Source organism: Streptomyces sp. NPDC007157 (assembly GCF_040634235.1).
Taxonomy (GTDB): domain Bacteria; phylum Actinomycetota; class Actinomycetes; order Streptomycetales; family Streptomycetaceae; genus Streptomyces.
The window spans coordinates 19,438-31,690 of the sequence record NZ_JBEYFE010000039.1 but is presented as its reverse complement, the minus strand read 5'-3'; the positions used below and the strand labels follow the sequence as shown (position 1 = coordinate 31,690).

The following is a 12,253-nucleotide window of genomic DNA, read 5'->3' as shown; positions in this document are numbered from 1 at the left end:
GGCCGCCGTGGCCGCGGACGGCGATGCGGAAGGTGCGGATGGTCATGGCGCGACACCGGGCAGGGCGGGGCGCGTCGGTGCAGCGGATCTACCGCACCTCGCCGGAGACTCCCGGACCGCCGACCTGGCCGAGCCGCAGGTTCCAGCGGCCGGGGCCGCCCGTCACCTCCGTCGCCGTCAGCGGTGGCACGTCCACGCGCCAGAACGCCGTCTCGGGCGCCCCGAGCGCGTGCAGCACCACGGCCCGTACCACCTCCGGCTCCACCACCGCGATCGTCCGGCCGGTGGTACGGCCCGTCGTCTCCAGCCACTCGGTGACCCGTGCGCAGAACCCCCGGACCGATTCGCCCCCGTGCGGCGCGGCCCCCGGGTCGGACAGCCAGTGGACCAGCGCCTCGGGCTCGGCGGCGCTGACCTCCTCCAGGGTCCGGCCCCGCCAGCGGCCCGCGTCCAGGCCCGACAGCCCGGGTTCCGCCGAGGCGTCGAGGCCCAGTGCGGTCGCCGTCTCACGGCACCGCACGCTGGGGGAGCTGACCGCCCGGCCGGCGGGCAGGGACAGCGCCACCGCCGCCGGGTTCTCGATGGAGTCACCGTCGTCGAAGCGGGCCCGCCGCAGCGAGGGTGTGATCGCCGGGGCTATGAGAATGACTCGGCAGGTCACGGGGCGGATCCTCCTGGGGCGTCCATCGGGTGGGGGTGCCGGACGGGCACGACAGTACGCGGTCCGGGGCACCCGGTCCGGCACCAGTTCGCGGACGCGGGAACCGGCGGGGCTCGCACCGACAGCGGACTTCGGTACGGGATGTCGGCGGCACTCGCACCGACAGCGCCGACATCCGGTGCCGACGGCCTGATCGTCGCCGGAGCAGGCCGCCGGCCGCCGACCGCCGATCCGGGACGGCAGCCCTACGACCCGGAACTGTCAGTGAGTTTCCCGGCATCGGCTCGCCCGGCGTCGGCTCACCCGGCGTCGGCTCACCCGGCGTCGGCTCACCCGGCGTCGCGTTCCTGCCGCCGGCCTCGGTACGCGCCGACGAGGAACACCCAGATCTCGCTGACCGTGGGGAACGGCGCGATGGCGTGCCGGAGCCGCTTCAGCGGGACCTCGCCGGCGACCGCGATCGTGGCCGAGTGCAGCAGCTCGCTGACCCCGGAGCCGACCATGGTCACCCCGAGCAGCACATCCCGGTCCACGTCCACGACCAGCCGGGCATGGCCGGTGTAGCCGTCGGCGTAGAGGTTGGCGCCCTGGGCCGCGTTGAAGTCGAGGTCGACCGTCTCGACGCGGTGCCCGGCGGCGGCCGCCTGCTCGGCGGTCAGGCCCACCGCGCCCGCCTCCGGGTCGGTGAAGAAGACCTGGGCGACGGCGTGCTGGTCGGCGGTGGTGGCGTGATCGCCCCAGTCCCCGTCGTCCAGCGGCCGCCCGGCGGCCCGGGCGCCGATGGCGTCCCCCGCCGTCCGCGCCTGGTACTTGCCCTGATGGGTGAGGAGCGCGCGGTGGTTGACGTCTCCGAGGCCGTACAGCCACTCGCCCTCGACCCCGTCGACCAGGCAGGTCGTGTCCACGTCCAGCCAGGAGCCGGGGGTCAGGCCCACGGTCTCCAGGCCGATGTCGTCGGTGCCGGGGGCCCGTCCGGTGGCGAACAGGATCTCGTCGGCCGCCAGCTCGCTCCCGTCGTCCAGAGTGACGGTCACCGGCCCGGTGGGGTCCGGCCGGCGCAGGGCGGTCACCTGGACGCCGGTCCGCACGTCCGCGCCCGCCTCGGTCAGCCCCTGCGCGACCAGTTCCCCGGCGAAGGCCTCCATACGGGGGAGCAGCCGGCGGCGGACGAGCAGGGTGACCTGTGACCCCAGCCCCTGCCACAGCGTCGCCATCTCCACGCCGACCCCGCCGCCGCCGACCACGATCAGCCGGGCGGGCACGGTGCTGGAGTCGGTACCGTGCCGGTTCGTCCAGGGCCGGGCCTCCTCGATGCCCGGGATGTCGGGCAGCACCGGCCGGCTGCCGGTGGCGACGGCCACCGCGTGCCGGGCGACCAGGGTCTGCCGGGCGCCGTCGTCCCGGGTGACGGTGACCCGGCGCGGCCCGTCGAGCCGGCCGTGCCCGCGGAAGAGGTCGGCGCCGATGGACTTGACCCACAACGCCTGCCCGCTGTCGTCCCAGTCGGTGACGTAACGGTTGCGCCGGGCGAAGACGGCTTCGGTGTCGAGCCGGCCGGTGACGGCCTGCCGGGCGCCGTCCACCCGGCGGGCGTCGGCGACCGCGATGACCGGACGCAGCAGCGCCTTGCTGGGGACGCAGGCCCAGTAGGAGCACTCGCCGCCGACGAGTTCCCGCTCCACGACGGCCACCGAGAGGCCGGCGGCCCGGGCGCGGTCGGCGACGTTCTGCCCGACCGGTCCGGCGCCCATGACGATAAGATCGTAAGTACCATTTGTACCAGTTTGGTGTGGTGCGCTCACTGCTGCCTCACATGACGATCGATGCCGGTCCGAGCTGCTGGGGCACCACCTCGAAGGCGGCGACTCCCTGTGCCGTACGGGTCATGTAACCGCTGGACGCGCGGAGTTGATCGCCCTACGACCATTCGCCTCACAAAGACCCGCCATAAGCGCAACCTCTGGCCGCCGGGCGCCGCTGACCGGCGCAAACGCGGTACGGCCGAGGCGGTGACAGTCGGTACGGCAGGCCGGTCCGCGCACTTATGGAGGCCATCGGATCCGCCGATGGCCGGACCGGAATCCGCGGTGCGCCTCGGTGCTTGAGGACTTCCGTCACCTCGCGGACGAGGTGACGGGACGACCGGTTCGCCCCTACTTTCCACACCTGAGGACTTCTCATGGGAACTGTTGATCTGACCGGACGCGTGGCCCTGCTGACCGGCGCCACCAGCGGCATCGGTGCCGCGACCGCGACCCTGTTCGCCGAACGGGGCGCCCATGTGCTGGTCGCGGGACGGGACGCGGAGCGCGGTGACAAGGTGGTCGCGGCCGTCCGGGAGGCCGGCGGCAAGGCGGACTTCCTGGCGGCCGAGCTGCGGGACGCCGACTCGGTGCGGCAGCTGGCCAGGCGGGCCACCGAACTGGGTGGCGGCCGCGTGGACATCCTCGTCAACAACGCCGGCATCTTTCCGTTCGGCGCGACGGCCGAGACGCCGTCCAGTGATGTGGACGCCGTCTACGACCTGAACGTGAAGGCGCCGTTCTACCTGGTGGCCGAGCTGGCACCGGGCATGGCCGAGCGCGGCCGGGGTGCGATCGTCAACGTCAGCACGATCGTCGCCGAGTTCGGCCTCGCGGGCATGGCGCTGTACGGGTCGAGCAAGGCGGCGGTCAACCTGCTGACCAAGGCCTGGGCCGCCGAGTTCGGCCCGCGTGGCGTACGGGTGAACGCCGTGGAGCCCGGCCCCACCCGCACCGAGGGCACGGCCGCCATGGGTGACGACCTGGATGCCCTGGCCGCACAGGCGCCCGCCGGCCGGCCCGGCGAGGCTCGGGAGATCGCCGAGGCGATCGCCTACCTGGCGAGCGACGCGGCGAGCTTCGTACAGGGCGCGATCCTGCCGGTCGACGGCGGCCGCACGGCCGTCTGACACCCGGGGGCGCCGGCACCTGTCGGCCGGCGCCCCGGCTGTGTACATGTGCGGATCCGCCGCGTGGGCGCGACCGGCCACGACGGCGCCGCAGGGCGAACGACGGCGCATCACGCCACCTGCATCGCAGCGCTCGGTCGCGCGCGGTTTCAGCGCCGCACGATTCAGTCCCGCACGATTCAGTCCCGCACCGCTCAGTCCCGCACCGCTCAGTCCCGCGCCGCCCGGTCCAGGGCCGCGACGAAGCGGCCCAGGTCGCGGCGGCGGGCGTTGGACGGCCATACCGCCCAGGTGCGGCGGACCAGTGGGTGGCCGATCAGCGGTGACCAGGTCACGTGGTCGGGCAACGGCTGCTGCCAGCCCGGCGGAGCCAGCGCGAAGGCCTGCCCGGAGGCGACCGCGGCCAGCTTCACGTCGGCGATCAGGGCCTGCCCCTCGGGCGCCTGCGGACCGAGGTCGAGGCCGTGCCCGCGCAGGATCGCGGTCAGCTCGTCGTACCAGGCGGGGCTTCCGGCCCGCGGGAACCCGACCCACTGCAGCGTGCCGAGCGCGTCCAGCGGGATGCCGTCGGGGCCGGCCAGCTCGGCGGCCTGTTCGGCGGCGATCAGCACACCGAGCCTCTCCCGTACGACGAGCAGCGCGTCGAACTCCGGCCCCGACGGCCGTTCCCGGAGAAAGCCGACGTCGAGCTCATCGGCGCGCAGCGCGGTCAGCTGCTCCGCCGTGGACAGGTGCCGGGCGCGCACCCGCGTCTCGGGATGCGCCTCGGCCAGTTCGGCGAGCGCCGGGTCGAGCAGCCCGGACGGCAGCTCCAGGGGGATCCCGATACGCAGCGCCCCGCCGCCCGGACCGGCGTACCCGGCCATCACCCGCAGCGCCTGATCGTGCCGGGCGAGTACCGCCCGTGCCTCGCCGGCCAGCGCGGTCCCCGCCTCCGTGGCCCGCACCCCGCTGTGCCCGCGCAGCAGCAGCCGTACACCCAGCTGCCGCTCCAGCCCGCTGATCGTCTGGGACAGGGCGGGCTGACTCAGGTGCAGCCGCCGGGCGGCAGCGGACAGGCCGCCCTCCTCCACCACCGCCACGAACGCCCGCAGCTCCCGCAACTCCATGCGGCCCATGCCATCACGCCCGCCGACGGGAGTCACGCGCTTACGTGGCTCGCGCGGGACCTATCTTTTATGGCGATAACACTTATCTACGACTATTTAGCCCAAATGGGAAACAGTGGCACTTCCCGTGCGTTGGTATCTACGACGGCGAATAACCGGAAGGCTGGTAATCGCCGCCGATGGAAACCGCCATCGAGGATCGGAGTGCTGTCATGTCGCTGACGTCATCCGAACGGACGTATGCCGCTCGCCCGGCCATCGTGACCGACGAGACCAGGAACCCGGCCGAGCGCGGCGAGCGGACGCGGCACGGCGACCGCTCGGGTGCCCTGCGCGCCGCGGTGTTCGGCGTCAACGACGGCCTGGTCTCCAACACGGCCCTGGTGATGGGCTTCGCCGGTTCCGGCGTCTCCGGTACGGCTGTCTTGTTCGCCGGAGTCGCGGGGCTGCTGGCCGGTGCCTTCTCCATGGCCGCCGGCGAGTACATCTCCATGCGCAGCCAACGCGAGGCCTACGAGCGGGAGATAGCGGTCGCCGCCGACCGGCTGCGCGCGGACCCGGGCGCGCAGGAGGCGGAACTGACCCAGGTCTACCGGGACAAGGGGCTGGACACGGAGGACGCCCGGCATGTCGCGACGACCATCATGCGGGACCACGACACGGCCCTGAACACCATGGTCCGCGAGGGACTCGGGCTGGACCCTGACGAGTTGGGTTCGCCGTGGTCGGCGGCGTTCTCCAGCCTCGCCTCGTTCGCCGTCGGTGCCCTGGCCGCCGTCCTGCCCTTCCTCTTCCTTTCGGGAACGGCGGCGCTGTTCCTCGCCGTCGCTCTGGCGGGCAGCGCCCTGTTCGCCGTCGGCGGTGCGATCGGCCTGCTCAACGGCCGGTCCCCGCTGCGCTGCGGGGCCCGCCAGCTCTTCGTGGGCGCCCTCGCGGCCGCGGCCGTCTTCGGGATCGGGCACGTGATCGGCGCCAGGGTCGGCTGATCTCGACCGCGGTCCGAACCGACAGCGACGACTTGATCAAGATGGCGGCCGCCCCGGCCGCCGGACCTTCCCGGGAGAGTGTGTGATGACCGAACGAACAGAACGAACCGAGCCAGCAGGGGCAACCGAGCCAGCAGGGGCAACCGAATCGGCAGAGGCAACCGAACCGGCAGGGGCAGGAAGGGCCCGGGTCGCCGTCCTCGGCACCGGTGTCATGGGCGCCCCCATCGCGCGCAATCTGCTGAGGGCCGGGTTCGACGTGACGGTGTGGAACCGGACCCGGCAGAAGGCCGAAGCGCTCGCCGGACAGGGCGCGCGGGTCGCCGGCACCCCGGCCGGGGCGGCCGCGGAGGCCGGGTTCCTGATCACCATGCTCACCGACGGCGACGCCGTGGAGAGCGCGATGACCGGGGCCGACGGCGCCCTCACCGCGCTCGGCCCGGACGCGGTCTGGATCCAGATGAGCACGGTCGGCGTGCACGCCACCCGGCGGCTGGCGGAACTCGCCGAGGGGACGGCGGAGTTCGTAGACGCCCCGGTCTCCGGGAGCTCCGAGCCCGCGGAACGGGGCGAACTGCTCGTCCTCGCCTCCGGGAACCCGGCACTGCGCCCCCGCGTGCGGCCGGTGTTCGACGCGCTGGGCCGCCGGACGCTGTGGCTGGACCGCCTCGGCGACGGCAGCCGCTTCAAGCTCGTACTGAACAACTGGCTCGCGGTCCTGGTCGAAGGCATGGCCGAGACCGTCAGTCTGACCAGCGTGCTCGGGCTGGAACCCGGTCTGGTGCTCGGCACCCTCACCGAGAGCCCGCTGGGATCCGCGTATGCGACGGCCAAGGGCCGTGCCATGGTCGAGCACGACTTCGCCCCGGGTTTCCCGCTGCACCACGCCGGCAAGGACGCGGCCCTCGCCCTGGCGGCCGCCGACCACCGGGGGCTCGAACTGCCGCTCACCGAAGCGCTGCTGAAGCGCTGGGACGAGGCGATAGCGTCCGGCCACGCCATGGACGACGTGGCCTCGGCCATCACCGCGGCCGGCCCGTCCCGGCCCTGAGCCCGGTGCGGCAGGTGCCGGGCGAGGCCGCGGTGTCCGCCGTCTCCCGGCCCGTCCTGGACGCTCTCGGGCCGTCCTGGACGATCGGACGCGGACCGCCGCTGCGGCCGACGGCCGGGATGCGGTCGGCGGCCGGCACGCGGTAGGCGGAGTCCCCGGGAAGAGATCGGCGCCGGCCGCCGAGTCCCGTCCGGGAGAGCTGGTCGCCGGTCAGAGCTGGGAACCGCCGGTGGCGTCGATGACCTGCCCGGTCACCCAGCGGGCGTCGTCGGAGGCGAGGAAGGCGACCACGTCGGCGACGTCCTCGGGGCGGCCCACCCGGCCGAGCGCCGAGAGTGCCGCCGCGGACTCCTCGGCGGCGGTGTTGCCGCGCAGCCAGGAGGCGTTGATGTCGGTGTCGATGATGCCGGGCGCCACCGAGTTGACCGTGATGCCGCGACCGCCGAGCGCCTTGGCGAGGGTGCGGGTGAAGGCGTCGACGGCCCCCTTGGTCATGGCGTACGCGATGATGTCGGTGAGTGCGATACGGGTCGCTCCGGACGAGGTGTTGATGATCCGGCCGCCGTCCCGCAGGCGCTCGAGTCCCTGCTGCGCGAGGAAGAACGGTGCGCGCATGTTGACGGCGACGGCCTCGTCGAACGCCTCGGCCGTGGTCTCCTCGATCTCGCCGCGCGGCGTGATGCCGGCGTTGTTGACCAGGATGTCGAGGTCGGTGCTGCCGGAGAATTCCAGGACCTGGCTGTCGTAGCTCTCCCAGAGGGTCTCCACGTCACCGGCCCGGCCCAACCGCCGACGTCGAGGGGACCTGCGCACCCGCAGGGCGGCGAACATCCGGTCCTTCGAGGAGAGGCTGAAGGACGCCAAGGCCCGGGGGGCGCTCCCCGAAGGGGCCCACACCCGGGCCTTGGCCGTCTACTTCGGCGCCGTCGTCCAGGGCATGTCACAGCAGGCGCGGGACGGGGCGACCACGGAGGAACTGCGGCACGTGGCCGAGTACGCGATGGCTGTCTGGCCCGAACCGGCGTCCTGAACCGACTTCTGCGTCGGGATCGCACTCGGCAGCCGGTTCGGCGGCTTCCTGCTGTTGCGTCGCCACGCCTTCCGAACCGGCGGTCGGGGAGACGACAGCCCCCACACCCGTCCCGCCTTCGCACGGTTCCCGATGACCCCGTTCCCGCGCCGGCCGCGGGAGCCGGCCCGCGACGAGGTGCTCTCGGCACCGCCTACCCTTGAGCCATGACCATCAGCAGCGACCGGAGCCCGGCAGTGGACATTCGTTCATCCAAAACGTACGAAATCCGCACCTACGGGTGCCAGATGAACGTCCACGACTCCGAGCGATTGTCCGGGCTGCTGGAGGAGGCGGGCTACGTCCGCGCCCCCGAGGGCGCCGACGGCGACGCGGATGTCGTCGTCTTCAACACCTGCGCCGTCCGGGAGAACGCCGACAACCGCCTCTACGGCAACCTCGGCCGCCTCGCCCCGATGAAGACGAAGCGCCCCGGCATGCAGATCGCGGTCGGTGGCTGCCTCGCGCAGAAGGACCGCGACACCATCGTGAAGAAGGCCCCCTGGGTCGACGTGGTCTTCGGCACGCACAACATCGGCAAGCTGCCGGTGCTCCTGGAGCGCGCCCGGGTGCAGGAGGAGGCGCAGGTCGAGATCGCCGAGTCGCTGGAGGCGTTCCCCTCCACGCTGCCGACCCGGCGCGAGAGCGCGTACGCGGCCTGGGTGTCGATCTCCGTCGGCTGCAACAACACCTGCACCTTCTGCATCGTGCCGGCGCTGCGCGGCAAGGAGAAGGACCGGCGCACCGGCGACATCCTCGCCGAGATCGAGGCTCTGGTCGGCGAGGGCGTCTCCGAGATCACCCTGCTCGGCCAGAACGTCAACGCGTACGGCTCCGACATCGGCGACCGCGAGGCCTTCAGCAAGCTGCTGCGCGCCTGCGGGAGCATCGAAGGCCTGGAGCGGGTCCGGTTCACTTCCCCGCACCCCCGTGACTTCACCGACGACGTGATCGCCGCCATGGCCGAGACGCCGAACGTGATGCCGCAACTGCACATGCCGCTGCAGTCCGGTTCGGACACCCTGCTCAAGGCCATGCGCCGTTCGTACCGGCAGGACCGGTACCTCGGGATCATCGAGAAGGTCCGGGCCGCCATCCCGCACGCCGCGATCACGACGGACATCATCGTGGGCTTCCCCGGCGAGACCGAGGAGGACTTCGAGCAGACCATGCACGTGGTCCGCGAGGCCCGCTTCACCCAGGCCTTCACCTTCCAGTACTCCAAGCGGCCCGGCACCCCGGCCGCCACCATGGAGAACCAGATCCCCAAGGAGGTCGTCCAGGCGCGCTACGAGCGTCTCGTCGCCCTCCAGGAGGAGATCTCCTGGGACGAGAACAAGAAGCAGGTCGGCCGCACCCTGGAACTGATGGTCGCCGAGGGCGAGGGCCGCAAGGACGGCGCCACCCACCGCCTCTCCGGCCGCGCCCCCGACAACCGCCTGGTCCACTTCACCAAGCCCGACCAGGAGGTCCGCCCCGGCGACGTCGTCACGGTCGAGATCACCTACGCCGCCCCGCACCACCTCCTCGCCGAGGGCGCCGTCCTGGACGTGCGCCGGACCCGCGCGGGCGACGCCTGGGAGAAGCGCAACGCCGCCGAGGCGGCCAAGCCGGCGGGCGTGCTGCTCGGGCTGCCGAAGATCGGCGTGCCGGAGCCGCTGCCGGTGGCCTCGGGAAGCGGCTGCGGCCTCGACTGACGCGAACAGGCCGGCCGTGCCGGTCCTCGCCTCGACCGACCCGGGTGATGCCCCGATCGGGGTCTGACCTCGGGCGGCCGTCGCCGCTACCCTGCCGATCATGCTTGTCGCCGCAGCAGTCTGCCCCTGCCCGCCGCTCCTCGTGCCCGAGGTCGCCGCGGGTGCCGCCCCCGAGCTGGACACCGTCCGAGCCGCCTGCGCGGACGCGCTGGGCGTGCTCGCCGCAGCGCGGCCCGACCTGCTGGTGGTGGTCGGGCCCGCCGAGCAGTCCGGGCGGGGCGTGTTCCCGCAGGGCAGCCGGGGTTCCTTCGGCGGCTTCGGCGTCGACGTCGACGTACAGCTCGGAAGCGGCGAGGCCGGTGAGCGGGAGCTGCCGGCCTCCCTCGCCGTCGGCGCCTGGCTGCTGGAGCGCACCGGCTGGGCCGACGCGCCCATCGAGGGGCTGGGCGTGGGCGAGCCCCTGGAGGCCGAGCGGTGCGTGCGTACCGGCCGGGAGATCGCCGGCCGGGCCGCACGGGTGGCGATGCTGGTCATGGGCGACGCCAGCGCCCGCCGTACCCTCAAAGCGCCCGGCTACCTCGACGAGCGGGCGGCACCCTTCGACGCCGAGGCGGCCCGCGCGCTCGGCACCGCCGACCTCGCGGCGATCAGGGCCCTCGACGTGGAGCTCGCGTACCAGCTCAAGGCCTCGGGCCGGGCTCCCTGGCAGGTCCTGGCCGGCGCGGCCGAGGGCGCGGGCCTCGCCGGGGCGCTGCTCCACGACGACGCGCCGTACGGCGTGGGCTACCTCGTGGCGACCTGGTCCTGATCTGACCCGACCTGACCTGACTTGACCTGGCCTGTTCCGTCACGACCTGACCTGACCTGACCTGACCTGACCCGGCCTGCCCTGGCCCGACCGCCTCGCGGATCGGCGGACGGCCGGGAGTCGGGTGACTCTCGACCGTCCGCCGATCCGCGTGGTCCGCCCGGCTCAGGGAGCCGGTGGCGGGTCGTTCGGCCGGGTCGGCGCGGTGGGGTCGGTCGCGTCCGGGTGCACAAACCGGTCCATGGCCTCCTTGGCCCTGCCCGTACCCGTCTGGATCTTGTCGCTGTACTTGCCCTTGGTCTTCTCGTCGACGACCCGCGCGGCCTTGTCGATGCCGTGCTGGAGTTTGTCGATCTTGTCCTCGTGCTGGTGCGCGAGATCAGAGACCCGGTCCTTGGCCGGGGCGATCTTGGCCTTCAAATTGTCCAAAAGACCCATGGCTACCTTCCCTATGGCTTCCCTCGCGGGCCGCTATGTGCGGGCGCCCTCGCCGACCTCGTTGTCGGCGGCCTCCTTGGCGGACTGCTGCTTCGGGATCTCGGTGCTCTCGGCAACGGTCCCCGCGACGGGCTCCGGTTCCGTCCGTGCCTCCACGCTTCCGTCGCCGTCCTCGCCCGGCGCCTTCACTGCCGAGGCCCCGGCCGTCTCCTCCGCCGCGGTCTCCGCCGCATCCTCCGCCGCGGACCCGTCCGGCTCGGCAGCGGCCGGTGCCTCGGTGTCCGGCTCCTCCGTGGCCTTCGGCTTCTTCCCGAGGAATCGTGCAAAAACGCCCATATCCACTCCATACGTTACTCGTGCGAGCGAAATCCCGCGTGACCCGGTGCGTCCGTTTGCGCCACCCCGGTCACCGCCTCTCGCCGGCGGCGGGAATCTCGCAACGGGCAACGAAGCCGGACACGGACTGTCACGTAACTCGTTCGAGACCCGCCGCCGAGGTTTGCGAGACTGGTGCGGTGAGCAGCGCACCCCTCGCCCCCCGTGTCATCGCCGTCGTCGGCCCCACCGCGGCCGGAAAGTCCGACCTCGGCGTCTTTCTGGCCCAACGGCTCGGCGGTGAGGTCGTCAACGCCGACTCCATGCAGCTGTACCAGGGGATGGACATCGGCACCGCCAAGCTGACGCCCGAGGAGCGCGCCGAGGTCCCGCACCACCTGCTCGACATCTGGGAGGTGACCGTCACGGCCTCCGTCGCCGAGTACCAGCGACTCGCCCGCGCCCGCATCGACGCCCTGCTCGCCGAGGGTCGCTGGCCGATCCTGGTCGGCGGTTCCGGGCTATACATCCGCGGCGCCGTCGACAACCTGGAGTTCCCCGGCACCGACCCCGAGGTCAGGGCCCGTCTGGAGGAGGAACTCGCGCTGCGCGGCTCCGGCGCCCTGCACGCCCGGCTGTGCGCCGCCGACCCCGAGGCCGGCCGTGCCATCCTGCCCAGCAACGGGCGCCGTATCGTCAGGGCCCTGGAGGTGATCGAGATCACCGGCCAGCCCTTCACCGCCAACCTCCCGGGCCACGACTCGGTCTACGACACCGTCCAGATCGGCGTCGACGTGGCACGCCCCGAACTAGACGAGCGCATCGCGCTGCGCGTCGACCGAATGTGGGAGGCCGGGCTCGTGGACGAGGTGCGCGCCCTGGAGGCGCACGGGCTGCGCGAGGGCCGTACGGCGTCGCGTGCGCTCGGCTACCAGCAGGTCCTCGCGGCGCTCGCCGGGGAGTGCACGGAAGCGGAAGCGCGGACCGAGACCGTCCGTGCCACCAAGCGCTTCGCGCGCCGTCAGGATTCATGGTTCAGGCGCGACCCCCGGGTGCACTGGTTGAGTGGGGCCGCGGCGGACCGCGAGGAACTTCCGCGGCTGGCCCTGGCGTTGCTCGAACGACCGGTCACAGCCTGATCACGTCATGGCATCGGGATGCGCCACCGGTCATCGAGGCCTCCGGCG

Annotated in this window: 14 protein-coding genes; 8 read left to right on the top strand and 6 right to left on the bottom strand. The window is 72.7% G+C overall.

Annotated features, from left to right (window positions below):
• Positions 1–88: 88 nt before the first annotated feature.
• Together ABZ642_RS42355 and ABZ642_RS42350 are read right to left on the bottom strand one after the other, a co-directional pair.
• Complete coding sequence (locus tag ABZ642_RS42355; RefSeq protein ID WP_360495713.1) at positions 89–661, bottom strand: histidine phosphatase family protein; 573 nt, start codon at positions 659–661, stop codon at positions 89–91.
• A gap of 329 nt (positions 662–990) precedes the next feature.
• A complete protein-coding gene (locus ABZ642_RS42350; protein WP_360495710.1) occupies positions 991–2,463 on the bottom strand; it encodes an NAD(P)/FAD-dependent oxidoreductase in 1,473 nt (490 codons plus the stop codon).
• A gap of 377 nt (positions 2,464–2,840) precedes the next feature.
• Here ABZ642_RS42350 and ABZ642_RS42345 point away from each other — a divergent pair, with 377 nt between their 5' ends.
• Entirely contained in the window at positions 2,841–3,593 is a 753-nt protein-coding gene (locus tag ABZ642_RS42345; protein ID WP_360495707.1) for an SDR family NAD(P)-dependent oxidoreductase, read from the top strand.
• A gap of 209 nt (positions 3,594–3,802) precedes the next feature.
• Here the strand turns inward: ABZ642_RS42345 and ABZ642_RS42340 are convergent, their stop codons facing one another.
• Entirely contained in the window at positions 3,803–4,702 is a 900-nt protein-coding gene (locus ABZ642_RS42340; RefSeq protein ID WP_360495704.1) for a LysR substrate-binding domain-containing protein, read from the bottom strand.
• A gap of 212 nt (positions 4,703–4,914) precedes the next feature.
• On the opposite strand from ABZ642_RS42340, the gene ABZ642_RS42335 reads away from it, so the two are divergent.
• The 3 genes from ABZ642_RS42335 (at position 4,915) to ABZ642_RS42325 (ending at position 6,885) form a co-directional block, all read left to right on the top strand.
• Complete coding sequence (locus tag ABZ642_RS42335; RefSeq protein ID WP_360495701.1) at positions 4,915–5,688, top strand: VIT1/CCC1 transporter family protein; 774 nt, start codon at positions 4,915–4,917, stop codon at positions 5,686–5,688.
• A gap of 85 nt (positions 5,689–5,773) precedes the next feature.
• Positions 5,774–6,739 (top strand): NAD(P)-dependent oxidoreductase, encoded by a 966-nt coding sequence (locus ABZ642_RS42330; protein ID WP_360495698.1) that lies wholly within the window; start codon positions 5,774–5,776, stop codon positions 6,737–6,739.
• A 5-nt stretch (positions 6,740–6,744) separates the two neighbouring features.
• Complete coding sequence (locus ABZ642_RS42325; protein WP_360495695.1) at positions 6,745–6,885, top strand: hypothetical protein; 141 nt, start codon at positions 6,745–6,747, stop codon at positions 6,883–6,885.
• Between the two features lie 64 nt (positions 6,886–6,949).
• Here ABZ642_RS42325 and ABZ642_RS42320 read toward each other — a convergent pair whose 3' ends face one another.
• Positions 6,950–7,570 (bottom strand): SDR family oxidoreductase, encoded by a 621-nt coding sequence (locus tag ABZ642_RS42320; protein WP_360495825.1) that lies wholly within the window; start codon positions 7,568–7,570, stop codon positions 6,950–6,952.
• A gap of 73 nt (positions 7,571–7,643) precedes the next feature.
• On the opposite strand from ABZ642_RS42320, the gene ABZ642_RS42315 reads away from it, so the two are divergent.
• The 3 genes from ABZ642_RS42315 (at position 7,644) to ABZ642_RS42305 (ending at position 10,313) form a co-directional block, all read left to right on the top strand.
• Positions 7,644–7,769: a hypothetical protein gene (locus ABZ642_RS42315; protein WP_360495692.1), complete on the top strand. Its 126-nt coding sequence runs from the start codon at positions 7,644–7,646 to the stop codon at positions 7,767–7,769.
• A 206-nt stretch (positions 7,770–7,975) separates the two neighbouring features.
• On the top strand, positions 7,976–9,505 hold the full coding sequence (gene miaB, locus ABZ642_RS42310; RefSeq protein ID WP_360495689.1) for a tRNA (N6-isopentenyl adenosine(37)-C2)-methylthiotransferase MiaB: 1,530 nt from the start codon (positions 7,976–7,978) through the stop codon (positions 9,503–9,505).
• A gap of 100 nt (positions 9,506–9,605) precedes the next feature.
• Positions 9,606–10,313, top strand: coding sequence for a class III extradiol dioxygenase subunit B-like domain-containing protein (locus ABZ642_RS42305; protein WP_360495686.1), 708 nt, complete (start codon positions 9,606–9,608; stop codon positions 10,311–10,313).
• Between the two features lie 165 nt (positions 10,314–10,478).
• On the opposite strand, the gene ABZ642_RS42300 is transcribed toward ABZ642_RS42305, so the two are convergent.
• On the bottom strand, positions 10,479–10,751 hold the full coding sequence (locus ABZ642_RS42300) for an antitoxin (protein WP_360495683.1): 273 nt from the start codon (positions 10,749–10,751) through the stop codon (positions 10,479–10,481).
• A 33-nt stretch (positions 10,752–10,784) separates the two neighbouring features.
• Entirely contained in the window at positions 10,785–11,087 is a 303-nt protein-coding gene (locus ABZ642_RS42295; RefSeq protein ID WP_360495681.1) for a hypothetical protein, read from the bottom strand.
• Positions 11,088–11,266: 179 nt separating this feature from the next.
• Here ABZ642_RS42295 and miaA point away from each other — a divergent pair, with 179 nt between their 5' ends.
• A complete protein-coding gene (gene miaA / locus ABZ642_RS42290) occupies positions 11,267–12,205 on the top strand; it encodes a tRNA (adenosine(37)-N6)-dimethylallyltransferase MiaA (RefSeq protein ID WP_360495678.1) in 939 nt (312 codons plus the stop codon).
• Positions 12,206–12,253: the final 48 nt, after the last annotated feature.